This is a genomic window from Tritonibacter mobilis (assembly GCF_001681715.1).
Taxonomy (GTDB): Bacteria; Pseudomonadota; Alphaproteobacteria; order Rhodobacterales; family Rhodobacteraceae; genus Epibacterium; species Epibacterium mobile.
Genome location: NZ_LNWY01000020.1, coordinates 1 through 26,345 on the forward strand (window position 1 = coordinate 1; position 26,345 = coordinate 26,345).

General features: G+C 59.7%; 29 protein-coding genes. 18 read left to right on the forward strand and 11 right to left on the reverse strand.

Annotated features, from left to right (window positions below):
* The 6 genes from istA to UB90_RS18810 all read right to left on the reverse strand — a co-directional run.
* On the reverse strand, window positions 1–1,262 hold a 1,262-nt coding region (gene istA / locus UB90_RS18785; RefSeq protein WP_110613696.1), incomplete at its 3' end, for an IS21 family transposase.
* Window positions 1,263–1,870: 608 nt separating this feature from the next.
* A complete protein-coding gene (locus tag UB90_RS18790) occupies window positions 1,871–2,815 on the reverse strand; it encodes a cation diffusion facilitator family transporter (protein WP_065332052.1) in 945 nt (314 codons plus the stop codon).
* Window positions 2,805–3,575, reverse strand: a complete 771-nt coding sequence (locus UB90_RS18795) for a transglutaminase-like domain-containing protein (protein WP_008282972.1) — start codon at window positions 3,573–3,575, stop codon at window positions 2,805–2,807. Before UB90_RS18795 ends, UB90_RS18790 begins: the two co-directional genes overlap by 11 nt.
* Before the next feature lie 93 nt (window positions 3,576–3,668).
* On the reverse strand, window positions 3,669–4,403 hold the full coding sequence (locus UB90_RS18800) for a cytochrome c biogenesis CcdA family protein (RefSeq protein WP_065332053.1): 735 nt from the start codon (window positions 4,401–4,403) through the stop codon (window positions 3,669–3,671).
* A gap of 78 nt (window positions 4,404–4,481) precedes the next feature.
* On the reverse strand, window positions 4,482–4,808 hold the full coding sequence (locus UB90_RS18805; RefSeq protein ID WP_043872274.1) for a YnfA family protein: 327 nt from the start codon (window positions 4,806–4,808) through the stop codon (window positions 4,482–4,484).
* Between the two features lies 1 nt (window position 4,809).
* Entirely contained in the window at window positions 4,810–5,238 is a 429-nt protein-coding gene (locus UB90_RS18810; RefSeq protein ID WP_037239845.1) for a MerR family transcriptional regulator, read from the reverse strand.
* Between the two features lie 213 nt (window positions 5,239–5,451).
* On the opposite strand from UB90_RS18810, the gene UB90_RS18815 reads away from it, so the two are divergent.
* From UB90_RS18815 to UB90_RS18870, 13 genes are read left to right on the forward strand one after another with little or no spacing between them, the layout of a single operon-like run.
* Window positions 5,452–6,018: an SCO family protein gene (locus UB90_RS18815; protein ID WP_043872275.1), complete on the forward strand. Its 567-nt coding sequence runs from the start codon at window positions 5,452–5,454 to the stop codon at window positions 6,016–6,018.
* A 5-nt stretch (window positions 6,019–6,023) separates the two neighbouring features.
* Window positions 6,024–6,446, forward strand: a complete 423-nt coding sequence (locus tag UB90_RS18820; protein WP_009820114.1) for a disulfide bond formation protein B — start codon at window positions 6,024–6,026, stop codon at window positions 6,444–6,446.
* Window positions 6,443–7,102, forward strand: coding sequence for a DsbA family protein (locus tag UB90_RS18825; protein ID WP_009820115.1), 660 nt, complete (start codon window positions 6,443–6,445; stop codon window positions 7,100–7,102). The genes UB90_RS18820 and UB90_RS18825 overlap by 4 nt, the downstream gene beginning before the upstream one ends.
* A 28-nt stretch (window positions 7,103–7,130) precedes the next feature.
* Window positions 7,131–7,598, forward strand: a complete 468-nt coding sequence (locus UB90_RS18830) for a copper chaperone PCu(A)C (protein ID WP_040652268.1) — start codon at window positions 7,131–7,133, stop codon at window positions 7,596–7,598.
* Window positions 7,598–8,224 carry an SCO family protein gene (locus UB90_RS18835; RefSeq protein ID WP_043872276.1) on the forward strand — a complete coding sequence of 209 codons (627 nt, stop codon included), beginning with the start codon at window positions 7,598–7,600 and terminating at the stop codon, window positions 8,222–8,224. The genes UB90_RS18830 and UB90_RS18835 overlap by 1 nt, the downstream gene beginning before the upstream one ends.
* Window positions 8,221–9,594, forward strand: a complete 1,374-nt coding sequence (locus UB90_RS18840; protein WP_043872277.1) for a M23 family metallopeptidase — start codon at window positions 8,221–8,223, stop codon at window positions 9,592–9,594. Before UB90_RS18835 ends, UB90_RS18840 begins: the two co-directional genes overlap by 4 nt.
* Before the next feature lie 3 nt (window positions 9,595–9,597).
* On the forward strand, window positions 9,598–10,056 hold the full coding sequence (locus UB90_RS18845) for a DUF411 domain-containing protein (RefSeq protein WP_009820119.1): 459 nt from the start codon (window positions 9,598–9,600) through the stop codon (window positions 10,054–10,056).
* Window positions 10,057–10,078: 22 nt separating this feature from the next.
* A complete protein-coding gene (locus UB90_RS18850) occupies window positions 10,079–10,864 on the forward strand; it encodes a ZIP family metal transporter (protein ID WP_040652270.1) in 786 nt (261 codons plus the stop codon).
* The gene (lspA, locus tag UB90_RS18855) at window positions 10,845–11,339 is read left to right on the forward strand and encodes a signal peptidase II (RefSeq protein WP_009820121.1); all 495 of its coding nucleotides are present in this window, start codon (window positions 10,845–10,847) and stop codon (window positions 11,337–11,339) included. The genes UB90_RS18850 and lspA overlap by 20 nt, the downstream gene beginning before the upstream one ends.
* Window positions 11,336–12,907: an apolipoprotein N-acyltransferase gene (gene lnt, locus UB90_RS18860; RefSeq protein WP_052453652.1), complete on the forward strand. Its 1,572-nt coding sequence runs from the start codon at window positions 11,336–11,338 to the stop codon at window positions 12,905–12,907. Before lspA ends, lnt begins: the two co-directional genes overlap by 4 nt.
* Window positions 12,907–13,074 (forward strand): hypothetical protein, encoded by a 168-nt coding sequence (locus UB90_RS22955; RefSeq protein WP_043872279.1) that lies wholly within the window; start codon window positions 12,907–12,909, stop codon window positions 13,072–13,074. The genes lnt and UB90_RS22955 overlap by 1 nt, the downstream gene beginning before the upstream one ends.
* 24 nt (window positions 13,075–13,098) lie before the next feature.
* The gene (locus tag UB90_RS18865; RefSeq protein WP_043872280.1) at window positions 13,099–15,018 is read left to right on the forward strand and encodes a penicillin acylase family protein; all 1,920 of its coding nucleotides are present in this window, start codon (window positions 13,099–13,101) and stop codon (window positions 15,016–15,018) included.
* Complete coding sequence (locus UB90_RS18870; RefSeq protein ID WP_040652273.1) at window positions 15,015–16,007, forward strand: cytochrome c oxidase assembly protein; 993 nt, start codon at window positions 15,015–15,017, stop codon at window positions 16,005–16,007. Before UB90_RS18865 ends, UB90_RS18870 begins: the two co-directional genes overlap by 4 nt.
* A 243-nt stretch (window positions 16,008–16,250) precedes the next feature.
* On the opposite strand, the gene mntR is transcribed toward UB90_RS18870, so the two are convergent.
* Window positions 16,251–16,721 carry a manganese-binding transcriptional regulator MntR gene (gene mntR / locus UB90_RS18875; protein ID WP_009820125.1) on the reverse strand — a complete coding sequence of 157 codons (471 nt, stop codon included), beginning with the start codon at window positions 16,719–16,721 and terminating at the stop codon, window positions 16,251–16,253.
* A 94-nt stretch (window positions 16,722–16,815) separates the two neighbouring features.
* On the opposite strand from mntR, the gene UB90_RS18880 reads away from it, so the two are divergent.
* From UB90_RS18880 to phnE, 4 genes are read left to right on the forward strand one after another with little or no spacing between them, the layout of a single operon-like run.
* Window positions 16,816–18,696, forward strand: coding sequence for a cytochrome c peroxidase (locus UB90_RS18880; protein ID WP_052453654.1), 1,881 nt, complete (start codon window positions 16,816–16,818; stop codon window positions 18,694–18,696).
* The gene (locus tag UB90_RS18885) at window positions 18,696–19,571 is read left to right on the forward strand and encodes a phosphate/phosphite/phosphonate ABC transporter substrate-binding protein (RefSeq protein WP_043872281.1); all 876 of its coding nucleotides are present in this window, start codon (window positions 18,696–18,698) and stop codon (window positions 19,569–19,571) included. The genes UB90_RS18880 and UB90_RS18885 overlap by 1 nt, the downstream gene beginning before the upstream one ends.
* On the forward strand, window positions 19,568–20,350 hold the full coding sequence (locus tag UB90_RS18890; protein WP_052453653.1) for a phosphonate ABC transporter ATP-binding protein: 783 nt from the start codon (window positions 19,568–19,570) through the stop codon (window positions 20,348–20,350). Before UB90_RS18885 ends, UB90_RS18890 begins: the two co-directional genes overlap by 4 nt.
* Complete coding sequence (phnE, locus tag UB90_RS18895) at window positions 20,350–21,108, forward strand: phosphonate ABC transporter, permease protein PhnE (protein WP_009820129.1); 759 nt, start codon at window positions 20,350–20,352, stop codon at window positions 21,106–21,108. The genes UB90_RS18890 and phnE overlap by 1 nt, the downstream gene beginning before the upstream one ends.
* Window positions 21,109–21,111: 3 nt before the next feature.
* On the opposite strand, the gene UB90_RS18900 is transcribed toward phnE, so the two are convergent.
* Window positions 21,112–21,588, reverse strand: coding sequence for a L,D-transpeptidase family protein (locus UB90_RS18900; RefSeq protein WP_043872282.1), 477 nt, complete (start codon window positions 21,586–21,588; stop codon window positions 21,112–21,114).
* Window positions 21,589–21,687: 99 nt separating this feature from the next.
* Window positions 21,688–24,084, reverse strand: coding sequence for a heavy metal translocating P-type ATPase (locus UB90_RS18905; protein ID WP_234994810.1), 2,397 nt, complete (start codon window positions 24,082–24,084; stop codon window positions 21,688–21,690).
* Between the two features lie 169 nt (window positions 24,085–24,253).
* Here UB90_RS18905 and UB90_RS23160 point away from each other — a divergent pair, with 169 nt between their 5' ends.
* Entirely contained in the window at window positions 24,254–24,523 is a 270-nt protein-coding gene (locus tag UB90_RS23160; RefSeq protein WP_050686128.1) for a hypothetical protein, read from the forward strand.
* A gap of 39 nt (window positions 24,524–24,562) precedes the next feature.
* Here UB90_RS23160 and UB90_RS18915 read toward each other — a convergent pair whose 3' ends face one another.
* Window positions 24,563–25,228, reverse strand: a complete 666-nt coding sequence (locus tag UB90_RS18915) for a L,D-transpeptidase (RefSeq protein ID WP_043872284.1) — start codon at window positions 25,226–25,228, stop codon at window positions 24,563–24,565.
* 401 nt (window positions 25,229–25,629) lie between these two features.
* Window positions 25,630–26,345, reverse strand: a 716-nt coding sequence (locus tag UB90_RS18920; protein WP_065331761.1) for a hypothetical protein, incomplete at its 5' end; no start/stop codon positions are given.

The window sequence follows — 26,345 nt, forward strand, 5'->3', positions numbered from 1 at the left end:
CCCTCTTTGCGCAGCATGTGGTCCTGCAGCTGGCGGAAGGCATCCGGCATCTCTATAAACGGCGCGCCATTGCGAAGGGCACCTGGTTTGCGTTGGATAACAGCAAGATAGTGGCGCCAGTCATAGATGACCTTGCCCGGCTTGCGTTTGGATCGATCAATAATCCGCGCATGCTCGCACACCGTTTGCCCCTCAGCGACGATGACCAGCCGTTCGGGGTACACATGTAAGCTGATCCGACGGTTCGCAAAGCTGGCAGGCACGCTGTAGCGATTGCGTTCGAATGTGATCAGGCACGTCGGCGATACACGTTTGCTGTATTCTATGAAGCCGTCGAATGCCGGCGGCAGTGCCATAAGAACGGACTTCTCAGCTTCCCAAACGTCAGTAATGGACCCCGGCAAGGACTTGTGCGGTGTCTCCGCCCACAGAGCGATGCAGCGATCTTCAAGCCACTGGTTCAGTTCTTCAAGATCGGAAAAAACAGGCATGACCTGCCACATGCGGTTGCGAGCATCCTGCACACTCTTCTCGACCTGGCCTTTTTCCCAACCCGCCGCAGGGTTACAAAACTCAGGTTCAAACACGTAGTGGCTAGCCATCGCCTTGAAGCGTGCATTGATGTCGCGCTGCTTGCCTTTGCCGACGCGGTCCACCGCCGTCTTCATGTTATCGTAAATCCCGCGACCGGGCACGCCGCCGAAGACCCGGAAGCCATGCCAATGAGCATCGAACAGCATCTCATGGGTTTGCAGCGGGTAAGCCCGAACCAGAAACGCTCGGCTATGCGATAGCTTGATATGAGCAACCTGAAGTTTGACCCGTTCACCGCCGATATTGGCCCAATCTTCGCTCCAGTCGAACTGGAAGGCTTCCCCGGGCTGGAACACCAAAGGTACATAGGTGCCGCGCCCGGTTGTCTGCTCAGCGCGGTGCCGTTCGTCACGCCAGGCCCGCGCAAAAGCCGCGACGCGTTCATAGGAGCCGTCATATCCCAGCTTCACCAGATCAGCATGCATTTGCTTGACTGTGCGTCGTTCTTTGCGTGACTTTCGTGTCTGGATCAGAAGCCAAGCGGATAACCTATCCGCATATGGGTCCAGCTTGCTCGGGCGCTTGGGCGTATTGAACTTCGGCTCTACAGCGCCCTCACGCAGGTACTTCTTTATGGTGTTGCGAGACAGACCCGTCCGTCGCGCAATCTCTCTGATTGGCATATTGTCACGCAATGCCCAGCGTCTGATGACACTCAAAAATCCCATGTCGATCACTCCAAATACCCCCAACCAAAACCGTCGGGGCAGTGTGTTCACATGGGTCAATTCTCAGTGACAATTTATGGGGCTACCGGGTCAGTTCTCAGTGACAATCAACAGGCCGGTCAAGGCGAGAGCTAAAAAGGCCGCCAGAGGGAGGTTTTTGAATTCGAAACGCATGGCAAGGACCCTTGACAATCTTCACCCAGCATACCTACGAAAATATACTATTGCAACAATGATGATGCGTGTTGCGGTTGCGGCGGTCAGCAAGATCGCGAGGTGACCGAGCCGCCCGTCGTCATCCGCCACGTTCCGCGCTGCGCCAATCCCACGGCATGTCAAAGCGTCCGAGCCATCTCGATCGTCAAATGAGTCTCGAATTGCCCTTAAATCGGTTCTACCTAAATCTGTTTGGCGAATAGGACGCATTCGGGCTCTCAGCAGTTCTGCAACGGCTCAGAAGCAGACGGAACCTTGAAGGCTTCGAACCTCGTGAGTTCGAGGACCAGGCCAGGCTGGCTTGAAGCAGGCCGTGCACCCGTTTCAGGTCGCTGTCGCTTAGCTTGCACTCGCAATCGACGTCGATCACACCTTCATGACCTCTCACAAGCTCAGTGAAAACGGTTCTCCTCCTCTTCAGGCTTGCCGTGACCGTAGAGGTCGGCGTTTTCGTGTGCGCGGTCTTCGTGTTCGAACTCCAGGCTGGAATGGGCGATGTTGAAGTCCTCCTTCAGCCGGTCCTTGATCGCTGCCTTGATCTTTTCGATTTTACCCCAGCCGCCCGCTGTCAGCACCACGTGGCAGTCCAGCGCCGCCTTGTGCTCCTCCATCTGCCACAGATGCACGTGGTGAACGTCCGCTACACCATCGACGCTCCGCAGCGCCTCAACGACGGCTGCATTGTCGATGTCGGGTGGGCTGCCGAGCATCAGGGTTCTGATCGGACCGCCAATCTCAGTGAAAGCCAGATAGAGGATGTAAAGGGCAATGCCGATGGTGATTGCGGGATCGACCCATCGCATGTCGTAGAGGATGATCAGGGACCCTCCAATGATGACTGCCACAGAGGCCAAAGCGTCCGACAGGTTGTGCAGGAAAAGCGCACGGATGTTCACACTGCCTTTCTGCATCGAATAGGTGAGCAGCGCCGTCAACGTGTCGACGACGAGTGCCACACCGCCCAGGATCACCACCGTCCAACCAGCGACCTCGGGCGGGTCGATCATCCGCATGCCACCCTCATAGATCAGGTAGAAACCGATCAGGATCAGGGTCGTGTAGTTGATGAGTGCCGCGACGATTTCAATCCGACCATAGCCGAATGTCATGCGTTCATCGGCGGGTCGTCTGGCGATTTTGCGCGCAACGAACGCGATCACCAGTGACGCCATGTCCGAAAAATTGTGTAGGGCATCTGCGATCAGCGCCAGGCTGCCGGAAAGGATGCCGCCAACGATCTGCGCGACGGTCAGAAGCCCGTTGGCCCAGATTGCGATGGAGACCCTACGATCACCTGATTCAGGATCAATGTGGGTATGGTCATGATCATGCGGCACGGTTGTTCTCCTCATGGCTGTGGTTCGGTCGACTGAGACCAGGGACCTTTGGCAACATTCCACGACGGATGCGGCGAACCCGGGCATTCATCCAGTGACGGATGACGTGGCGATAGAGAAAGTCACGCGCAAATCCGAAGTTCTGACTATATTTCAAATAAAAGTCATCGGGCGCATCAAAGGTTCCAAAATCACGAACGATACCGGTTTTCTGAATATAAGTGCTGCCGCCGTTCCAACTGACTGGTGGCGCACTCAGGCAATCCGTTCCAGCGCCGTAGCCGCAAAGGCTTTCTGTTTCGCTGAATTCCTTCTGAAGCGACTGCAGGAAGGGGGCGTCCAGAATGAAGCCTTCGAGATTGATCCAGCCCTCTTCTGTTTCGACTTCGACCCACGAGTGCAGAATTTCGGACGGTGCGAGGGGGTAGACCAATTCGGGCACCACGCCACGCTGCAGGGCCTTGTGGATGGTGAAGCCGTGCAGTCGGCAGCGGATGCCTACGCTGCGCAGCAGTGCCATGAGAAGCGTCCCTTTCGTGTTGCACTGCCCGTAGCCGTCGGTCAGCACCGCAGAGGCGGGAATGTCGTCGACGCGGTTGTAGCCGAACGCAATCACGTTCCGGACAAAGTCATAAACCGCGCCAATCCGGTCGACACGGGCAAGGTCATGCCAGCCACGATCTCGTACCAGGTTCGAGATTGAGGGCGAGTCAAAATCCAGCAGTCTTGTTGCGGTTAAATAGGAATCGGTGGGTGCCACAGGGTCTCTCCTCGAATCGTTCACGAGGAGTCTTAATCTCTACAGTGACTAGAGAGACAAGCCTTTTCTCAAATGTTACTTTCGATCACAGCTCTATCCGATAGTGCCAAGGGCCGGGAAGGTTTCGAGCAGCCAGAAGGCAAGGCGGCTGATCTGACCTGTCATCACGCCGATACCCATCAGCACCATCAGTCCGCCCGATATACGATAGAGCCATCGACCAGCCGCACCGATCCGCTTTAGCCTGCCTGCAATCTCGTTGGTGAAGAGCGCTATGATTAGAAACGGCAGTCCAAGCCCTGCGGAGTAGATTGCCAGCAAGGCCATCCCGTCCGCTCCAGATGTCGCGCTTACTGCCAGGATCGACCCAAGCACAGGGCCTATGCAGGGCGTCCAGCCAAAGGCAAAGGCAAGACCCAAAAGGTAGGCTCCAACGGCGCTGCCGCCGTCAACTTTTACGTCGGGCCTCGTGTCACGCATCATTGCGGGGATCTTGATCGCGCCCATCATGACAAGTCCGAACAAGACGATCAAGAAGCCACCCGCAAGCCCGAGTTCGTATTTCCAGCGCAAGAGCATCCCGCCCAAAAGACTTGCCCCGGCCCCGAGCGCCACGAAGACTGTCGAAAACCCGAGCACGAACCACAAACTCAGGACCACGCTGCGCGCCCGTTCGGCAATGCTGCGCGCCGCCCCGGATTTCGCGGCGGGCTGTCCCGCGATGTAAGAGGCGTAGCCAGGTGCAAGAGGCAAGACGCAAGGCGACAGAAAGGATATAGCGCCACCCAGAAAAGCCGCGACGATTCCAACACCTGAGATTTCGAACATTCAATTCCTGCCTTGCTTTAGCCTGTGAAACGCGCACCGTTGTAAAAGCTAAAGCTACTGTAGGAGCAATGCCGTTTTTTACGCTCCGCGGGGTGCCGCGAGGATGATAGCGGCACCCAACAAGCATACAGCGGTGCCGAGCAGATCCCACCTGTCCGGCCGGTGCCCTTCGGCGAGCCACATCCAGAGAATGGACGCGGCAATATAGATCCCACCATAGGCCGCAAAGGCGCGTCCCGCAGCCACAGTGTCGACCTGAGCCAGAAGCCAGCCGAACGCCACCAGCGCCGCTACACCGGGGACAAGCCAAAGAGGGGACGCGCCAAGACGCCACCATGCCCAGATGGCAAAGCATCCGGCGATCTCAGCCAAGGCCGCGAGCGGATAGACGAGCACTGCGGTCATCTCAGGCGCCGATCTCGTCGTGGTCCGTCAGGCACTCGGAATGGTCGCGCAACACCTCCAGCACACGGCAATCGGCCGTGTGCCCGCCGCTGCATTCATGCACCATCCTCTGCAATTCTGTCCGAAGGGCTTCAAGTCGGGCCATACGTTGCTCAACCTGCTTAAGTTGCCTGCGAGCGATGGCATCGGCCTCCGCGCAAGACTTGTCCGGATGATCGCTCAGATCGAGAAGCTCACGGATCGCGTCCAGCGAGAACCCGAGTTGCCGCGCATGCCGGACGAAAGACAAACGGTCAAGCTCACTATCTCCATAGCGCCGCTGACCGCCAGCCGATCGCCCGGGCTCGGGCAAGAGTCCGATCTGCTCGTAATAGCGGATCGTCTGCACCTTCGTCCCGGTCTTTTTTGCCAAAGTGCCGATTGTCAGCATATCATCTCTCCAGACTATCTACAGCCCGTGTAGCTTTAAGCGTTTTTTTGCACAAGTTCCGCTTGGCATCTCACAGGTCAGTGAACATCGCTCTTCCATCCATAATAAGTCTTGAACCTACAGTAGCTAGAGGGTGTAAACGCGCTGAAAATATAGAATCAAATTCGGGCGGAGCGCGTGAAGCTTTCAAATCTTCAGAAAGTACTATGGGTTTTGGCGGGCGCGGCGGCGTTCGTTTTCATCTGGCTGCTAATGTGGGCGGACTACCGCGCCGACCTTGCCCAAGCCGAGACCGAACCACCTTTCTTTGCGCAGTTCGAACTCACGGATCATCGCGGCATGGTCCAAACAGACGAAGATTTCGCAGGGCGCTGGATGCTGGTCTTCTTTGGTTTCACCAATTGCCCCGACGTCTGTCCAACAACACTGTCCGAAGTCGCGGCCGTGATGGAGGGCTTGGGCGACGAGGCGGCAAAGGTCCAGCCGATCTTTATAACGATTGATCCGGAGCGGGATACGCCGACAGCACTTGCCGGGTATGTGCCCCTGTTCGACGCTGGGATCATCGGGCTGACCGGCACGCCGGAGCAGATCGCCGCAACATCCGAGACCTTCCCAATTTTCTTTGAGAGGATCGAGGAGGCCACCGCGCCGGGTGGATACACAATGGGGCACACATCGCACCTGTTTCTTTTTGATCCGCGGGCGGGCTTCGCCAATTCCTGGCCCTACGGCACACCCGCCGAAGAGATCCTTGCGGATCTGAGAAAGAGGATCTGATTGCCATGACCCGCCTTTCCGGAGAAGCGGCCCTTGTTCTTGCTTGGATCATTGCGCTTATCGCATCGCTTGCCGTGCTCTTTATTGGCGAGGTGCTTGGTCAAACGCCTTGCGTCCTTTGCTGGTTCCAGCGCGCCTTCATGTTCCCCCTGGCTATCGTTCTTGGGCTCGGGCTGTGGTGGCAGGATCCCCGCGTGGGGCGCTATGGCGTTGCGCTAGCGCTTGGGGGGGCGGCAGTGGCGTTGTATCACATCGGCCTCTATGTCGGGCTGATCCCCGAGGCGATCCAGCCCTGCACGGCGACCGGCCCCTCTTGTACCGACGACAACCAGGTGGTCTTCGGCATTCCGATTCCGCTGTTGGCGCTTGTCGCCTTCACGATGATCGGGATGCTGTCGGCCCTTTCACTGAAGGAAAAACAAACATGAATCGACGCGGCCTCGTTCTATCCGTTCTGGCTGTTGGCGCCGCAGGTTTTGGCGGCGCGGCCTGGTATGCCACCCGCCCCCAACCCATGGCAGAGGCAGTCCCTGTCGCGCCCGAAGTGAACGATGTGCTGATCCGGCCCTATTCCCCGATCCTCGGCCCCGAAACGGCACCTGTCACGATTGTCGAGTTTTTCGATCCAGCTTGCGAGGCATGCCGCGCATTCTATCCCGTGGTCAAAGAGATCATGGCTGAGCACGGTGATGCGATCCGTGTCGTAATTCGATACACCGCGTTTCACGGGGACGCTTCGGTGGAAGCGATCCGTGTTCTCGAAGCTGCGCGGATGCAGGATGTGTTCGAACCCGTGCTGGAAGCGGTCCTGCGCGAGCAGCCGCGATGGGCGTCCCATGGCACTCCGGCACCGGGTTTGATCCTTGAGATTGCCGCAAGCGGTGGTCTGGATGTCGAAGCTGCTCGGACACAGATGCTGGCCCCCGGTGTCGTGGCGGTGCTCAATCAGGACCGCGCTGATGTCGAAGCGGTAGGCGTGCGACAAACGCCCACGTTCTTCGTCAACGCCAAGCCATTAGACCCGTTCGGTGAGGCCGAACTGCGGCGACTGGTGGCTGCGGAAGTTGCGGCCAGCCAAAGTTGATGCTCGGCCAGATACAGGAGAATTCTTCATGACAAAACGATCTTACATCAATGGTTTGCCCCTTGTCTTGCTACTCTCGGGCATGTCGACTCCGGCATTTGCCGGTTCGGAGGATGTGGTCGTCGAAAACGCGTGGTCCCGTGCTTCAATCGGGGTCAACCGCCCTGGTGCGGCCTATATGACTGTGCGCAACACCGGTGAAGACACGGTCACGCTGACCGGGCTTACAACACCACTGGCCGTGATGCCCCAGATCCATGAGACGAAAACCAACGCCGACGGCGTCAGTTCTATGGCGCCTGCTGACGAAATCACGATTGAACCGGGCCAAAGCGTAGCATTGGAACCGGGAGGGCTGCACGCCATGCTCATGAAGCTGCAAAACCCGATGATCGAAGGCGAGACCTTCCCACTGACACTGACGTTCTCGGACGGTGGTGAAGTGACTGTTGAGGTCCCAATTCTGGGGATCGCCGCGCGCGGGCCGGAGAGCTGATGCAGCGTCGACATGTGGTCCAATACGGTGCAGCCGGTGTAGGCGCTGTCGCTCTGATGCTCGGCGTCGGTTGGTGGCGGGTGGATGGTCCCGGTGCACCAAAACCGGCCGGCCAAAGGCCTCTCCCCCTGTCGGCGATGGATTTCCGACTGACCGATCACGAAGGCAATGAAGTGGGCCCGGAAACCCTGATCGGACGCCCGACCATGGTGTTTTTCGGGTTCACCTACTGCCCGGATGTCTGCCCCACGACGTTATCGGATATCTCAGGTTGGCTTGAAGATCTCGGGGACGACGCCGCGCGGATGAACGTGGTCTTCATCACAGTCGATCCGGAGCGGGACACGGTCGAGGCCATGGCCGAATATGTCGGCTATTTTCATCCGGCTATTCGCGGCTGGACTGGGCCGGCAAACCAGGTTGCCCGCGCTGCAGAAGGATTTCGTGCCTCGTATGAGCGCGTCCCGACCGAAGGCGGCGACTATACAATGAACCATACGGCAAGCGTATTCCTGTTCGATGCCAAGGGTGAACTCGTCACCATGATTGACTATCACGAGCCAAGAGAATTCGCAGTGCCGAAGATCCGGCGTGCACTGACAGAAGACGTAGAGGGGGCAACATGAAGATTAGAATTGTTTTGGCGAGCGCTGTGGTCGCAGGCGCTTTTTCGCTGACCGCCATCGCCATTTCTGGCGTTCTTTCTAAAGAGCCAGTGCCTCCTGCGATTGCTGAAGCGACCCTCTGGACTCCCGATCCGCTCTCGATGCCTCAGATCGCCGACTACGATGTGACACCGCCCGCTGCATTTCACGCCGACAATGCTAGCCCAATGCGACCTCTGCCGCTCTTGCAATCTGTCTTCGCAGAAACCGCCTTGCCCGAGATTGAACCGCCTTTGATCACTTGGTCGCGTGAGATCGCGTCGGGCGAGACGCTGGATGCGGTCCTGGCGAACGCGGGTATCGCTGCGCCTGCGCGTGCCGAAATCGCGCTCGCGCTTGGTGCAGAATATGACCTGCGCCGATTGCGCCCGGGCCATGAGATCACTGTGATCTCAAAGGTGGACGGAAATCCGAGCCGCGTGGAACTGGCAGTTGACGATGGGGTGCGGATCGAAACGGTCTTTGGTCAAGAACTTGTCACACGCGTGTTGGAGCCAGACCCTGAAATGGTGACGTTCGCGGGCGAGGCAGTGATCGAAAGCTCTGTCTTCGCGGCGTTGGACAAAGCAGGCATCCCTGCTCGTTTTGCGGTCGACATGGCGCAGATGCTGGGCGGCACAGTAGATTTTCGACGCGAACTTTCCGGTGGCGAGACGATGCGTATTCTTTGGCGCGAAGCCCGCGACGGAAACGAGAGGATCGGTCAGCCCGAACTTGCCTTTGCCACACTGGACCTTGGTGAAACGGTCTACGAGATCGTCTGGCCGGATGACGGCAGCGGTGAAGCAACGATCTATGTCGATGGAGAGGTCCTGCGTGTTTTTGCCCAACCGGTGGAAGGAGCGCGGCTGAGTTCCGTCTTTGGCCGTCGCACACACCCGGTCTATGGGAATGTGCGCATGCACACCGGGGTCGACTTTGCTGCGGCCCGCGGTACGCCGGTGAAAGCGACAGCACCCGGACGCGTGAGCTTCATCGGACGTCGTGGTGGATATGGCCGGGTGGTGGAGATAGCGCATGGATCCGACACCCTGACACGATACGCACATCTCAGCGAGGTGCCGGACACACTCGAACAAGGGCAGCGCGTTTTGGCCGGAGACATGATCGGTCGCGTCGGTGCGACCGGCACCGCGACCGGCCCAAATCTCCATTATGAGGTTCTAGTCGATGGTCGCCCGACCGATCCTCTCTCAGACGACAGACTGGCAGAGGCGGCCGAGCGGGATGCGGATGACACGGCTGCACTTGAGCGATTGGCTGAGGCACGCTCGCTACTGGCCGAGAGGCTCACCAGCGAATTTGTGCAAACAACAACCGAAAGGCTTTAATCCATGAAACGACTGGCTCCCGCCCTTGCAGTCACGCTGGCCTTGTTTCCCGCAGCGCAAGCGGTCGCCGATGCGATCCAGATTGATGTCCGGAAGACAAACGGCTGCGGCTGTTGTCTGTCCTGGATGAAGCACCTCGAGGAAAGCGGATTCGCGCCGACAGGCGAGGACATGTTCGGGGGATCTCTTGTGCGCTTCAAACTCGACAATGGCGTGCCTCAGCGCATGGTCTCCTGCCATACGGCTTTGGTCGACGGCTACGTGATCGAAGGACATGTACCGGCATCAGACATTCAGCGTTTGTTGGATGAGCGTCCAGATGCAGTGGGGTTGGCGGTGCCCGGAATGCCCTATGGATCGCCGGGCATGGGACCGGAAGACGATCGAGAGGCTTATGAGGTCTTCCTGATCCGCGGCGATGGATCGACCGAGATCTTTAGCAGTTATTCGGCCGCTGACTGACGTATCGACGAGACCTCAACGCTTGGAACCCCTCTCCCCAATTACCCTTGGCTTTCTAGGAAGTCTGGCCGCCGGATCGCTGACAGCGGTCGGGGCGATCCCCGTTCTTTTCGGGCGCATCCCATCCCGGGCTACACGCGATCTGCTACTTGGCTTTGCAGCGGGTGTCATGCTCGCTGCATCGTTTTTCTCGCTGATCATCCCGGCTCTCGATGCAGCCGAAGGACAGTTCGACAACGGTGCTCTCCCGGCGGCCATCGTTTGTGTTGCTATCTTGCTTGGCATGGGCGCGGTCGCTCTGATGAACGAACGGCTGCCGCATGAGCATTTCAAGTCGGGGCGGGAAGGCCCTGACTCTGCTTCGCTGCGCCGCGTCTGGCTCTTCATCATCGCGATCACGATCCACAATTTCCCCGAAGGACTCGCCGTTGGTGTCGGGTTCGGGGCTGACGGTCTTTCTGGTGGCTTGCCGCTTGCGATTGGCATTGGGCTGCAAAACGCTCCCGAGGGTCTCGCCGTAGCGGTCTCATTGCTTGGTGAGGGATATTCCAGGCGCCGTGCGTGGGGCATTGCCGCCCTGACAGGTCTTGTCGAGCCGGTAGGCGGGCTTCTTGGGGCTGGGATCATCAGCATCTCGCAGCCGCTGTTGCCATGGGGCCTCGCCTTCGCCGCCGGGGCGATGCTCTACGTCATCAGCCACGAAATCATTCCCGAAACCCACCGTTCTGGCCATCAAAACAGGGCGACACTCGGTCTCGCGGTTGGCCTGGTGATCATGTTGTTCCTCGATGTATGGCTGGGAGGATGAGATGAAACAGTCCCATTTCCAAGGTTTCTTTGCGGCTGGAACTGCTTTTCTTGTCGATCAGGTGACAAAAGCAATTGTCGTCGCCAATGCGGCAGATTTGAGCGCCGGAGTTCCGGTCTTTCCCGGTTTCAATCTCATCTACCTGCGCAACGATGGCGTGACATTTGGATTACTTGGTGGAGCGCCATGGTGGAGCCTTACAGTGTTGGCCCTCGCGGTCTGCGGCTGGTTGACTGTCATGTTATTGCGCACTGACAACCGGGCCGAGGCTATCGCCTATGGTGCGATTATCGGTGGCGCGCTCGGCAACGTCCTCGACCGCATCCGGTTTCGGGGTGTGACGGACTTCCTCGATTTCTATGTCGGATCCACGCATTGGCCCGCCTTCAACATGGCGGATGTTTTCGTGGTCAGTGGCGTGGGCCTACTGCTCATAGCCCCTTGGTTGAGCGCCAAGTTGAAAACTGGCACATGATGGCGGGCTTGCGACCACTGACGGGTCGTGGCCGTTACATTCCCCTGCGATCAGGGATTAGCTTTGCAGCGGGCGGTTTAACGGTTTTAACCCTTCCACCATTCTCATGGCTGATCGTTGTTCCGGTCGCCTTCTCAGCACTCTTTCTCGTCCTCCGGCAGGTTTCGACAGCGCCCGCCTTCTTCATCGGCTGGGTCTTCGGAATGGGCCAGTTCGGGTTTGGAGTTTCCTGGATCGCCGAGAGCTTCTACGTCGATGCCGAACGTTTCGGTGCCCTTGCGATCCCGGCAGTCGCGGGACTGTCCGCCGGACTGGCCATATTCCCAGCGATTGCGGCGATGTTATTTGCCACCATCATGCAGCGCCGTGCTGTCGGCGGCATTACGGCAGGTCTTCTGCTTGCAACCTGCTGGGTTGCCGCAGAATGGCTGCGCGGTCATGTCCTGACGGGGTTTCCCTGGAACCTTGCCGCTTATGCTCTTGTCGAACATGCCGCCCTGCGCCAACCGGCCGCCTGGGTCGGAAGCTATGGGCTAAGCTTTCTCACGGTCTTTATCGGGCTGTTGCCCGGTGTGTTGATTGTGGCGGCACCAAACAGACGCGTGCCTGTTCTCGTGCTCTTCGCCGCTGCGGTGATGGGCCTCTGGGGTGGCGGCGCGCTGCGTTCAGGGACGGATGTGCCGCCGACGGACATCGCTTTGCGCATCGTCCAGGGCAATGTGCCGCAAGTCGAGAAGTGGGCACCGGGCAGCCGCGAGCGAACACTGGAAAAATACTTGAGCTTGTCTGCGCAACCTGGACGCTTCGACCTGCTGCTGTGGCCGGAAACGGCCTTTCCCGGTTTTCTGGACGAGGACGCCTTGGCGCGCAGGCGGTTATCCACGGTTCTGCCAGACGGCAGGATCCTTTTGACAGGAGTGCCTGACCGCGTAGAGGGCGATGGGGAAACCCGATATTTCAACACGGTTCAAGCCTATGACGGCAACGGCGAAATTCTGACGGGATATGCAAAACATCATCTTGTTCCGTTCGGGGAATATGTGCCCCTGAGAGGCTGGCTGCCGATCGAGCGGCTCACCGAAGGTTTGGGCGATTTCACGCCAGGACCAGGGCCACGCACGCTGGCGATCCCGGGTGCGCCTCTGGTCGCGGTGGCGATCTGTTACGAGATCATTTTTCCGGGCCAGGTGGTCGATGACCTTTTTCGCCCCGACTGGATTTTCAACGCAACAAATGATGCCTGGTTCGGTACCAGCATCGGCCCCGAGCAGCACCTCGCCTCCGCGCGCATGCGCGCGGTCGAAGAAGGGCTTCCTGTGGTCCGGGCGGCCAACACGGGGATTTCCGCGATCATCGACGCCAAGGGAGAGATCATCGCGCGCCTCGAGACCGGACAAACTGGAGTCATAGATGCCACCCTGCCGACAGCGCTTGCGCCTACACCTTACGCACGTTTCGGTGATTGGACATCGCTGGCGCTCATCTGTGCGGTCTGGGCCTTAGCCTTTACCGTCGGATCGGCCAGACGACGTTTCAATTCAGAAAAATCAAAATCGGAGGAATCGTGATGCTGGTGCTCGCAGGCTTTGTCGGAGGGGCGCTCTGGGGTGGCTATCTGGCGCAACGGCAGAAAGGGAACCGCCTGGATATACTTCAATACGCGACAGGCTTCGGTATTGCTTTCGGCCTACTCGCTTTTTTCGCCTCGGTGATCCTCTTGCGCATCACGTCTTGAGATTGCTTTGGCACCGGCAACGAATTGAAACGACTGTTCAACATATTACTGTACTTGCTCCTGGCGATTTTTGCATCAGGACTGGCCGTATCCGGTGTCGTCTACTTTCTTTTGCGCGCCTCCGTCCCCGACTATGACGAGGATTTCAGTGTTGCGGGAATCGAAGGTCCAGTCGATATTCTGCGAGATGCTGCGGCCATACCGCACATTTCTGCAGACTCCGCTGCGGACGCCTATTTCGCGCTTGGTTTCGTTCACGCTCAGGACAGGCTTGGCCAGTTATTGAGGGCAAGGCGGGCAGCGCAAGCCTTGTTGCCACTTGACCAGACGATCGAAGTCGAGCCTTCGACAGCCCAAGCGCTCGACGCATATGCCGCTGGTGTCAACGCGTGGCTTGGTCTGGTATCCGAAGGCGGGCGCGGCAGAGGCTCACCCGATCTGTTGATCGCGGATGAGAGAATGATCGCTGCCTGGAGACCCGTCGATAGTCTCAGACTTGCCCAAGCGTTTCTGAACGATCTTCAACCCGAGAGACGCCAGAGTGACCTGTCCGGCTTGTCAGATCGACCTCTTTTGCCCGAGCTGTTTGTGACCTCGCCCAAGGTCAGCCTCGATGCTTGGGCGTTGCCTGGAGACAGAACAGCTTCGGGAGCACCAATTCTCGCCGCCGATATACGTGGCCCCTTATCGCTGCCTTCTGAATGGTACCTGGCGGATATTCAACTCCCGACCGGAGCCGCGATTGGGGCTACAATGCCGGGTGTGCCCTTCATTGTCGTCGGTCGCAGCGAACGCGTCGCTTGGGCGTTCCGATCTCTGTCACTGACTGCCCTTAAAGAGCCAGTGAGTCCCACCGCTGCCAAGGCCGGCAATTTTCTGATGATGCTTGACCGTCTGGCGCGGTCCGCCGATGTGAACGATGCTATGGACGCAAGCATGAACCTGGCACCAGCCGGATTGGAGATTCTTGCCATCGGCCGAGAAATCCTTGCTCGCTGGCCTGACAGGGAGGTCGAAACGCCTTTCTCGTTTCGAGACGCCCGTCTGGCAGCTCTTGATGTGCGGCAACCGATATTCTCGGTCGAGGGCGCGATTGCGGCGCAGCGCGACACGGTCAGCACTGCCGCGCGGGCGCTTCTTCCTATAATGGCAAAAGAGCTCTGGTTCGTGGGTTCCGCAGGCGCTCTCGAAGAGAACCGCGCAGATGAGTTTCGCGGCGATATTCTGGGTCAACTTGCCCAATGGAATGGCGACATGGATCGCTTTTCACCGGAACCGCTCGTGTTCTGGGCCTGGGCGCGCGCGTTGCAAAAACGGATACTTCAGGATGAATTTCCATCCGCGACAACGGTCTGGGCCAGGCCAAATGCCGATATCCTATTTGCGGTGCTTTCAGATCGCGGAGGGAGCGCAATCTGGTGCGACATCCGCCCGTCCACCCGCATCGAGACCTGCCAGGATCAGGTTCGTGCGGCCCTGGATGATGCCATCGGCTGGCTTGTCGACCGCTACGGACCCGATCCGTCAGATTGGGTCTGGGGCGAAGCACACGCTTTGAATATGGGGTGGGCGCCAATCCGATCGAGTGGGATCATCAGCGATCTGCTGTCTCTCGAAGCCCCATCTTCGGGCGATCCATACACACTGATTGCAACGCTGTTATCTTCTGACAATGACCGCCCCTTCGCGGCCAGCGCGGGCACCAATTTTCAGGCGGTCATGTCGTTTTCGGAAGAAGCCGGATCCTATTTCATCGCGCCAGCCGGTCAGTCCGGCCACCCGCTCTCACGTTTCTATGAAAACCTTTTTCTCATGTGGATGCAGGGCAAATATCTCACGATGTCCACTGATCTGTCCTTGGCCCGGGGTGGCGCTGTGGGAACATCCCGACTTTCACCGGTATCCGTCGATACGCCGACAATACAAAATGACAGGAGCCGATGATCACTTACTTCCTCCTTTTCGACCCGTTTGGGTATGCGATTTCGCCAGTGTCCCTTGTTTCCGTCAGCTTGGCCGCATGGGTCTACATGCGCGGCCTCGTGCGATCCGCTCGCATTCGCGGGACGGTGTCTATGTGGCGGCAAGCCCTGTTCCTCGCTGGCTTGACCTGCATTCTCGCGGCCACAAATGCGCCTCTGGCTTCGTTGGGGCATAGCCTCTTTTCGGTGCACCAAGTGGAGCACCTTCTCCTCCGCCTTGCAGGACCACTACTCTTCGCGGTCTCTCAGCCGTGGCGATTATTGCAAGCCGGTTTGAACAGACGGTGGCGTCGATACCTCGACGCTCTTGGAAAATCTTTTGCATTTCGGTTCTTGGCACATCCGGTAACCGCCACTGCCGCGCTCATCACGTCGCTCTTTATCTGGCAGATTCCAGTGCTTTACGGACTTGCTCAGCGCATCGCGGCGATCGAGGTGTTCGCCCATTTTGCGATGGTGCTGGCAGGGATCTGGTATTTCGGCATGCTCTTCGACCCGAGAGATCCCCCTGAGGGCGCGAGGCGCGGCGCAAGGCTGATCTCCGGTTTCGCGGTGATCGTTTCAAACATTTTTCTGGGTTCCTTGACGACACTCAAAGAGGTGAGCCTCTATGCTTCCTACCAAACGGCGGGAACCGGGTTTCTCGATCCCCTGTCCGACGAAACCATGGGTGGCTACACGATCTGGGTCCCGTCCTCGATGCTGATGATCGCCGCGATCATTCTGGTCATGAACGGGTGGAACGCGGCCGAGGTGCGTCGCTGGAATTCACGATACGAGTTGGTGCGAGGGTCAAACTCCGCGGCGCTCGAGTTTCCGGAAACGGCCGAAGAATTGCGTCTGAAAGTAGCAGAGCCAAACCGCGACATGGGCCGGACGCTCGCCATAGGTGCCTTGGTCATGTTCTTCATCGTCATGACGACGGTGGTGACAATTGTCTATGCGCTTTGAACAGAGGAGCAAATCAAAGGTTGTATCCACGTCTTTTCCCGCGATCGACATTCTCGCTGCACCGTCGTCGCAGTCAGAGATTTTGGGCACACTATCTCGGGCTGGCCAAGCTCAGAGGACACGAACGATTTTCTGCACTAAGGTTGACCATCAGAACAAATGCCAACCCACCAGCCTTTGACTGCTGACGCCGCCGCCTCCTGAGTCTTGCTTTTCTGAATTTCGCGAGAACTTGATGCTGCGCTACTTGCCGCTTTGAGATTGCAGGAGGGCGTGTTCGAAGGCCTCCAGCGTGGTCGTGCTGACGTGATGCTCGATCCCTTCCGCATCGCGTTCCGCAGTCTCTTCGTCGATTCCCAGGCTGAGGAGAAACGCGACGACGATCCTGTGTCGTCGGCGGCAGGCCTCGGCCAACTCCCGACCGGCATCCGTGAGGAATATGGCGCGGTAAGGTTCCCGCCGCACCAGGCCAGCAGCTTTGAGCCGCGAGATGTTCTTGGTCACGGTCGGCGGCTTCACTCCAAAACGTTCGGCGATTTCCACCGGCCTTGCCTCTCCGCGCGACTCGATCAGTTCGGCGATCAGTTCAACGTAATCTTCCGCCATTTCGCTCTCATGTGCCTGACGCACGGTCGCGAACCCCTCAGCCTGTGCTTCGGGAGCCCTGTCGACAGTTTCGAACGGTTCATGTTCCTGTGATTGCAGCTTTGTCATAGTTGGGACTTTGCAGGGAAACTGCAGGATTGACAACTTGTTTGCTTAGGGTAGATAAATTAGCCGTGTCTAACTTTTGAATTCGGAGACTGCGGTGATTCAGAAATTCCTTGGAGCGTTCATTGTCGCACTCGCAAGTGCGCTCGTCCTGTCCGGACCTGTCGCTGCGACGCCTGCCAAGGAGGCTCCATGGCTTCCCGAGGCGGCGGCCTACCGGCTGACTCTCTTCCTCGGAAATCTCGAACCGCTGCCTTGGGATGACGTCGGGACCGCCTGGGCCGAACCCTACCGGGGTTCGGAATTCTCTGTTGGTGCATTGGCATGGCTGGACGGCAACAGCGACATCGGACCCGCCCCCCTTCTGGACGCCATCACTCGCGAAGACCGCCAGGCGGTCTTTGCCGAGGCGACGCGGCTGATCGCGCGCCGGATCGACGAGGAACTGGACCGAGCAGTCATGGCCGACGACCCTGCACGTGCGCAGCAGGCCGTGCGGACAGCCCGAGAACTCTATCGCTCGTTCGCGGACGGTATCGCGGCTGCTGATCCCGACGCTTCGAGACGCATCGGCCTCGCCTGGCTGGAACTCAACAGCAGCACAGGTTCCGCCGGTGTTCTTGGTGCTGGTGCCACACCCGCGAGTCGCAAAACCATGGAAGCCGCGCGCGAAGTCATCTCCCTCTATCTCGCCGAGAATTACCTCGTTGACGATTTCGCGCCGCGCCGGACGCTGAGCGCGCTGCCGGAAACTGTTGTCCTGAGTGGCCGCACCATCGAGGTGCCGCCTAGCCTGCCGCCGGGGTTTGACATCTTCGATCAGGATCCGCTGCCGCGCCTCGTCCTCAATTTCGAGGAGCAGGGCATCGACGAGACCGACCTGCCATTGGTGGCCTATGGCGACATGCTATTCGACAGCGCGCAAATCTTTGGCAATCCGGCGCAGGGTCTCGGGGTCGCTTGTTCGACCTGTCACAACCGATCGGACGTTAACCAGAGGCTTTTCATTCCGGGTGCGAGCCATCAACCAGGCGCGATCGATGTCGATGGCGCCTTCTTCAACCCGATCTTCAATGACCGGCGTGATGATCCGATTGACATCCCCAGCCTCCGTGGCCTGCGCTTCACCGGGCCCTACGGCCGCGATGGCCGCTTCGCCTCCTTGCGCGATTTCACCCGCAACGTCATCGTCAACGAGTTCGGCGGCGATGAACCGACGCCCTTCATGCTGGATGCTCTGCTCGCCTACATGCTCGAATTCGACTTCCTGCCCAACTCCATGCTGACACCGGATGGTCAGCTGACCGAAGCCGCTCCCGAGGCAGCGCAGCGCGGCGAAGCGATCTTCAATACACCCTTCGCGGCGCTCGGCGACCGTTCCTGCTCCAGCTGCCACGTCCCGGACACGAACTTCCTGGACCGGCAGGCCCATGATATCGGCTCGGTTGCGTTGGCCTACGATGGCGCCCGCACCGGTGCGATGGATACACCCACGCTGCTCGGCACCGTCTACACCGCGCCCTATTTCCACGACGGGTCGCTGCCGACCCTGGCCGCTGTCGTGGACTGGTTCGACGAATCGAAGTCGCTCGGCCTGACCGGAGCGGAACGGGCCGACCTGACGGCCTATCTGGAGACCGTGGGCGCAGCGGACGAGCCCTATGAGGCATTCGACGCCGAGAACACCGCCTTCCGGCTGGCATTCTCCGAACTGACGACCTTCGCCTCGACGCTTGATACGCTGCTGCCGCAGCGGGATGCAAAACATATCCTGCTGCTGACCGACACCGTGGCCGCGGACCTTTCGGCGGACGCCAGCACAATGTCGAACCTGGCTGCGCGGCCTGAAGTCTACGCGTTGGCCCAACGTCTGGCCGAGGTTGGTGACGCCGTTCGTACTGATGACTGGGTGGCTGCCGAAACAAGCTGGACCGCGTTCAAGTCCGAAGCCGACGCAATCGAAGAGAGGGCATTCTGATGGCGATCCATATGAACCGCAGAACGATGTTGGCGCTGGCCGCTGCGGGCGCAGTATCGCTCGCAACCCCGCTGGCCGCGCAGGACACTGCGTTGCGGCTGGCTTTCATCCCGCAGGAGAACCCCGAGAAGCTCCTGGGCGACATAGAGGCCATCAGCGGCTGGCTGGCCAGTGAGATCGGCGTCCCCGTCGAAGGGTTCGTCACCATCGACCATGCGGCGGCGGTCGAGGCGCTGAGAAACGGCGACGCCGACATCTCCTTCATGGGCGCCCTGCCCTTCGTTCTGGCCGAGGCCGAGATCGGCGCGGTGCCGCTTCTCTCCGAGGTCTACCGCGACGCGCCGAGTTATACGGGACGCATTTTCGTGCGTCGCGACAGTGGCATCGGCGCGCTTGCAGACCTGCGCGGACGCGACATCGCATTCGCCGATCCGATCTCGGAATCGGGCTATCTCTACCCGCTCGCCGAATTCGTCGAGGCTCGGCTGATCGACGGCCCAGGCGCGGCGGAGGCATTCTTCGGCCGCGTCTTCTTCGCAGGCGGCTATCAGCAGGCCATGCAGGCGATGGCCGAAGGTCTGGTCGACGCTGCGGGTGCCAGCCAGTATGCCGACCTGCTCCTGACGCCGCAGCAGCAAGCACAGGTGACATGGATCGCGGAAAGCCCGCCAATCCCCAGCCATGTCGTGATCGCGCGACCCGGGTTGGATGCCGAGGTGCAAGACCGCTTCACCAACGCGATGCTGCGGCTCAACGAGCCCGAGAACCGCGACAAGCTGCGCTATCTCTACGGGCCGGACGGCTATGTCAGGGCCGACCCTGCCGCCTATGACGGCGTGCGCGACATGGCACGGCGATATGGGCTCCTGGAATGACCACCGCCATCCGGATCGACGACCTGAACTTTGCCCATCCGGGCGGGAGTGTTCCGGCGCTGGAGCGAGTCTCGCTTACGATTTCGACCGGCGAAAGCGTCGCTTTGCTCGGCCCGTCCGGGGCAGGAAAAACAACGCTGCTGGCATTGCTCGATGGCAGGCTCCACGGCTGGCGCGGGCGCGTTTCAGTCTTGGGTGCGCCGCTCGATCCAGACCAACCGCCGCCGCGCGCAAGCCGACCTGATACCGGTTTCGTATTTCAGGAATTCGCCTTGGTCGAACGCTCCACGGTTCTGCGCAACGTGCTCAACGGCCGCCTAGGCCGGATGGCGCCCCTGCGCGCCCTGCTGGGGTCGCCAAGGCCACATGATCTCGACATTGCGCGCACAGCCCTCACTGATTGCGGCATTGCCGATCTCGCCGAACGCCGGGTCGACAGTCTCAGCGGCGGCCAGCGGCAGCGCGTGGCCATTGCGCGGTGTCTCGCGCAGGAGCCACGGCTGATCCTCGCCGACGAGCCGGTGAGCAACCTCGACCCCACCCGCGCTGGGGAGGTCTTGGCGCTGCTGACCGGGGCGGCGCAAGCGCGCGGCGCAACGGCGCTGTTTTCCTCGCACCAGCCCGACCTGGCGCGGCGTTTCGCGCAGCGCATCATCGGCATGCGGAACGGGCGGATCGTGTTCGATGTGCCGACATCCGAGTTGCAGGACGAGGCGACGGCGGCTCTCTACCGGGAGGCAGAGCCGATGCCCGGTTCCGGCCTCCGGGCGGTGTCCTGATGGGCCACCGCAGGTTCGGCGGCTTCGCGACCAGCACCCTGATCGCAGGCGCAATCCTCTGGTCCTTCGCCACGACCGATGTCGAGTTGTCGCGTCTCGTTTCGGCCGGTCCGCGGATCGCTGACTTTCTCGGGCGGATGTTCCCGCCCGATCCGACAGTGATGGCCGAGATCAGGAAGGGCAGCGCGGAAACGCTGAGAATAGCGATCCTCGGTTCCCTCGGCGCTGTGATCCTGTCGATCCCTCTGGCCATCCTCGCCTCCGAGACCATGGTCTCGCGCATGGTGTTCGGCCCTGTGCGCGCGCTGCTGGCCTTTATCCGGGCCGTGCCGCTGATCCTCGTGGCCATGCTTATGGTGGGCGCTGTCGGGCTCGGGCCGCTGCCCGGCATCATCGCGGTCGCCTTTCATGCAACGGGGATGCTCGCCAAGTTCTATGCCGAGGCGATCGACGGCGTGTCCCGCGCGCCGATCGCAGCACTGGAAAGCGCCGGCGCCGGACCGCTCGTGCGGCTCAGGCATGCGATCTGGCCGCAGATGGCCCCAGTCATTGCCCGCGACACGATTTTCCGGTTCGAACTGAACCTGCGCGAGTCGCTGATCCTCGGCATCGTCGGCGCGGGTGGGATCGGCTTCTACATCCAGACCTACGTGAGATCCTTCCAGTATGATAAGGCCGCCAGCGTCACGATTGCGGTCGTCGTCATGGTCATGGCCATTGAGGCGATCAACGTCGCACTGCGGCGCCGCTTCACCTGATCCTTAGGCGTAAATGTCGATCGGTGTCCCGTCCCTGACCATGGCATAGATTTCCTCGATCTGGCGGTCAGTGACGGCGATGCAGCCTGCCGTCCAGTCGCGGACATTCATTGGGTCGATCCCCTTGCGCGGTCCTCCGTGGATGAAAATGTCGCCACCGGGCGACTTTCCTTGAGCCTGCGCAAAAGCGATGTCTGCCGCGTTGGGATATGAGATGCCAATCGACAGGTGAAAGAGGCTCTCCGGGTTGCGCCGATCAATCACGTAGGAGCCCTCCGGCGTACGGCCGTCCCCCTCGAACTGCTTGTGACCTTCGGGCGCGAAGCCTAATCCGATGGGATAGGTCCGCAAGACGTCATCCACCCCGTCCAGAACCAGAAACCGCTGTGCCTTATACATGCGTAGCCGGGTCACTTCGGGTCCGTTGTAAGACCGGAACTTGCTGGCACAACCTGACAGGAAGGAGGCCAATCCGCCCATCAAAAAGGCGCGCCGTGGAAATCTGGTGTTTGTCACTGCTCGACGCCCCTTTTTGCGAGGTCTGTTGGTGCCAGAGGTTACTCTACCGAAGACGTCGGATCAATGACCGTGCGCCAGTGCTCCCTTCGCCATCTGCTCGCCCACCGGTTCACCGCCCGAAGGCCCGTCCTTGATCCGATGGCCGTTCAAAAGCCGCAGCGCATTGGCGACCACCAACAGGGAAACGCCTACATCCGCAGCGATGGCGCCCCACATCGAGGCCATCCCGAACGCGGTCAGCCCGACGAACAGCGCCTTTGTTGCCAGCGATATACCGATATTCTGGTGGATAATCGTCATTGTCCGCCGAGAGTGAGTAATCAGCCACGGCACTCGAGCCAGATCGTCGGTCATCAGTGCAATATCTGCCGTTTCGATCGCCGCATCCGATCCGACAGCCCCCATGGCAATGGCATAATGCGCGCGCGCCATTGCGGGCGCGTCGTTCACGCCGTCGCCGATCATCGCCACCATATCGTGGCATTCCACCAGTTCCTCGATGGCCTTCACCTTGTCTTCTGGCAAGAGTTCGGCGCGCACCTCGTCAATGCCGACCTCGGCCGCCACCGCACGTGCGGTGCGTTCGTTGTCGCCCGTCAACATCACGATTGTCTTCACACCCTGCGCGTGCAGACGCGCAACGATACCCTTTGCATCGGGGCGAATGCGGTCACGAAGCTCCAGCACGCCGGTCACGCCGGTCTCGTCACCCACGGCAACCAGGGTGCTGCCTGCCCCTTCGATCCGGTCCCGAAGATCCGCCGGAATGGCATTGCTGAAACCTTTCTCTTGGGCAAACCGATCTGATCCGAGCCAGATCGCGCGCCGGTCGGCGCGTCCTTCGAGCCCGCGCCCAGGCACGGTCCGCGTGTCCTCTGCGGCAGACACGGAAACACCATCGCTTTCTGCGCGCGCGAGGATGGCGCGTGCCAGCGGGTGCGAGGACCGCGCCTCCAGACTGGCTGCCAGCGTGATGATTTCGCGAGCGGAGGCTTCACCCAGCGGGTGAACCGCCGCCACCTCAGGCTCGCCCATGGTGATCGTTCCCGTCTTGTCCATCGCCAGCGCTGTGGTGCGCCCTGGCGCTTCGACATAAGCGCCGCCCTTGATGAGCACCCCTGCTCGCGCCGAAGCGGCCAGCGCTGCTACAATGGACACCGGCGTAGAAATGACCAGTGCGCAAGGACATGCGATGACAAGAAGGACCAGCGCATTGTAGAACCAATAGTCCCAGGCGCCGCCGAGCAAGAGTGGCGGCACCACCGCGATGGTGATCGCCACCGCCATCACGATGGGTGTATAAATGCGCGCGAATTTCGCCACCCATTGCTCGACCGGCGCGCGGCGGGCATGGGCATCACCGACCAGACGGATGATCTTGGCCAACACTGTGTCGGAAGCTGCCTTGGTCGCTCGTACCGTCAGTGTGCCTTCGCCGTTGATCGTGCCGGCATAGACCTCATCGCCCGGCTCCTTTGGCACGAGCGCGCTTTCTCCGGTAATGGGAGCCTGATCGACGGCTCCCGCCCCCTCCACCACTTCACCGTCGAGGGGGATGCGGTCGCCGCCGCGCACAATGAAGCGATCGTTCACGGCGACCTCTGCCGCAGGCACATCGGTTTCGCTGCCATCTGATCGGATCACCCGAGCTGTCGGCGGCGCCAGATCCAGCAAGGCCGATACCGCGTTGCGGGCCCGCCCCACACTCCAGCTCTCAAGGTAAAGCGAAAGTGAGAAGAAAAACGCAACCGTCGCGGCCTCGAAGAATTCGCCCAGCCCGATGGCACCCGCCACTGCGACCACCATCAACAAGTTCATGTCAGGGGAAAACCGTCGCGCGGAAGACCAAGCCTTGGGCGCGACCAGCCAGACCCCGAAGAGAATTGCCACCGCGAATAACCCTGCTTCCGCGAGTGGCATCGGCATTTCTCCGTGCCCTGCGAATAGCCCGAGCGCACCACCCATGCCGGTTTCGACGATGTGGTAGAGAAAACCTGCCACCCAGAAGCCGCCGCTGAGCGCGGTAAACCGCTTTTGACGTGCCAGATGCGCGGCCTGATTCTCTGCTGCGTTGTCGGCGTCCCACGGTTTTGCGCTCATGCCGGTACTCGCGACCAGTTGCGAAATCTCGTTGTCCGAAATCCCGACTGCGGTATCCAGAATTGTCATCCGCCCATTGATGACATCGAACGCCAGATGCTCAGTCCCGCCGACTTTTGGACCGACCACCCTATTCAGGATTGCCACCTCTTCGGCACAATCCAGACCGGAAACTTGAAAACTTCGCCCATTCGACGGGATGGATTCTGCCGGTCCCGTGTTGGCTCCAGCACCGCAGCACGCAGCACCATCTCCATGAGAGTAGCGAGCTACGCTCGCATGTTTGTGATCATCAACATGATCGTGACTGCAGTCAGAGCTGTGCTTGTGGTCGTGGCGGTGGCCATTGGAAGACATGGGATTGACCTCGGGATTCGTTCATTCCACATTGAGATAGCCCCTACAGTAACTAGAGCTTCAAGAGCTAAAACAGAAACTTGGTCAAGTAAGGACACCGATCTGCGGAACCTTGAAACGCGTTGCCAAGTCTGTGGACGCGGCTGACCTGCCAAAAAGTGAGATAGATATGCTTCAAAAATATGCGGTGATCATGGTTGCAACATTGGCCCTGGCTGGCTGTGCGGTACCTCCGAAGGAAGACAACGATCCATTCAGGGTCGGGAATATTCCAGAATCTGTCGCAGCCCTCGCTGCACCCGACCAGGATCTCAACACGGCACGGCTACGTCCCGAAGATAATTGCTATTGGTATGCGCATAGTGGGCCTGTGGAAACGACCTTGGTCCCGTTGCGATCGGCAGGCGGCAATCCCATCTGCGTCGCGCGCCAATCCTGATTGACGCGTCCAAGCGTCGGATTGACGGCGCGGCTTGGGTCAACTCTGCGGAGTCACGCTGTCCTCGGCCGAATATAGGAACGCCATCGAGCCAATCTCCACATTCGGATACAGATCGTTTATGTGCGCCATGACCATCCGGACGCAACCGGAACTTGCTCGGCCGCCGATGCTTCGCGGCTGTGGTGTACCATGGATGCGCAGATAGGTGTCTCGGTCCCCGACAAAGAGATAAAGCGCCCGTGACCCGAGCGCGTTCTCAGGTCCGGGTTCCATACCGTCAGCGATATCGGCGTAGAGCTCCGGGTCGCGGTCAATCATGTTCTGTGTTGGCTGCCAATGCGGCCACCTGACCTTGCGCTTAATCGTGTAGACACCCGGCTCATAAAGTTTGCCACGAGCAATCGCTACGCCATAGCGCATCGCCGTTCCGCCTTCCTCGATATGGTAAAGATAGCGCGCAACAGCATCGACATGGATGTCACCGGCCACAAGACCATCTTTAGCTACAACCCGCTGCGGCAGAAAGCGCGGATGCAGGCCCCACGGGTTTGATGTGGCTGGATTATAGCCCGGCGGTGTAACCTGTGCATCCCAAGCAGCCTTTTCCGCTTCAGTGGGCCAGGTGTCAGCGAGGAGCGGACTCGAGATAGACGCCGAGAACAATGCGGTAGTCGTCTGGATGAAGTGTCGTCTTGTCAGCATGTATCGTGCTCCGCGCAGTTTCTATTTCGGTGTCGGATCTGTCAGATCGATTTGCTCCACGCTAAAACGTCTAGCAACTAGAGGTTCAAGGGTTAAATTTTCACTTAACCGCGAGAAGCAGAGGGTTGAATAGCGATTTCAATGCTAGACGTTCACGCGCCAACTGGGTCAGCAAAGGGCTAAATCCAAAAAGGCTTCTCTACTATATCGTTGCACGCCACATCCGATAGCGCCCCTGCCCGGTCACCTCACGGATCAGACCCCGCGCTTCCAACCAGCCAAGGTTGCGCTGGACGGCGGCGCGGCTGGCGCCAGTCAAGATTTCGGTCATCGGTGCAGAGACGAGTTGTCGCGTTGCCCTTTAATCTGAGACGCGACGCGTTTGGCGACAATTTTTGCCCTTAATTGTGAGATACGGCTGTCATGGGGCCCCTGTTTCTCGCGCACCTTTGCGCGATGTGATCAACCGCGGCAAGCAATCGAGGCTCCTTCTCGAAGGCGCGCAAGAGAGCAACCCTTGCATAGTCGTCGATGCTTTTGCTGACGATGGCTGCCTTAGCCAAGGGATGAGATCGAGCGGCGGCGATTGCGGCGAGGTAGAACAGCCTAACTTCCGATCTGGGGTTCTGGACAGCGAACGACGGATCCCCGCGGAAGGTTTTGAGTGACATGGCAAAGGTGACTGCGCGCATTGCGCGCCGAAGTTGCTTGGGGCCGCGCGAGCGCGCGGCGCACTCAAGCATCTCTGCCCCGCGGCGCGCTCGGTATATCAGTTTTCCAGATATTTGTTCCTCACGGAGTTTGCCAAGGGTCTGCACAAGTCTCGTCCCGCAAACTTGGCAGTCAAATGCCCAGGCCCGCCTCCAATGCCTGAGCGAAAGACCCTCTCTGGCGCATTGCATGCAATGCTGGAATGGCATCTGAGCCGTCAGCGAGGCTTCTCGTGGCGTCATTGCCGGAAAGGTCAAAGATCGAACAACATCTGGGTTAACCCGTGCGGCGTTGGCAATCTTCGCCGCCGCAGCCGCGTCGACGTTGAAGTCCAAGGCGGTGCCATGCGCGGTATCGATTCTGAGATGAGCCAGTAGTTCCGCATCAGGGAGTGGACAGAACATGG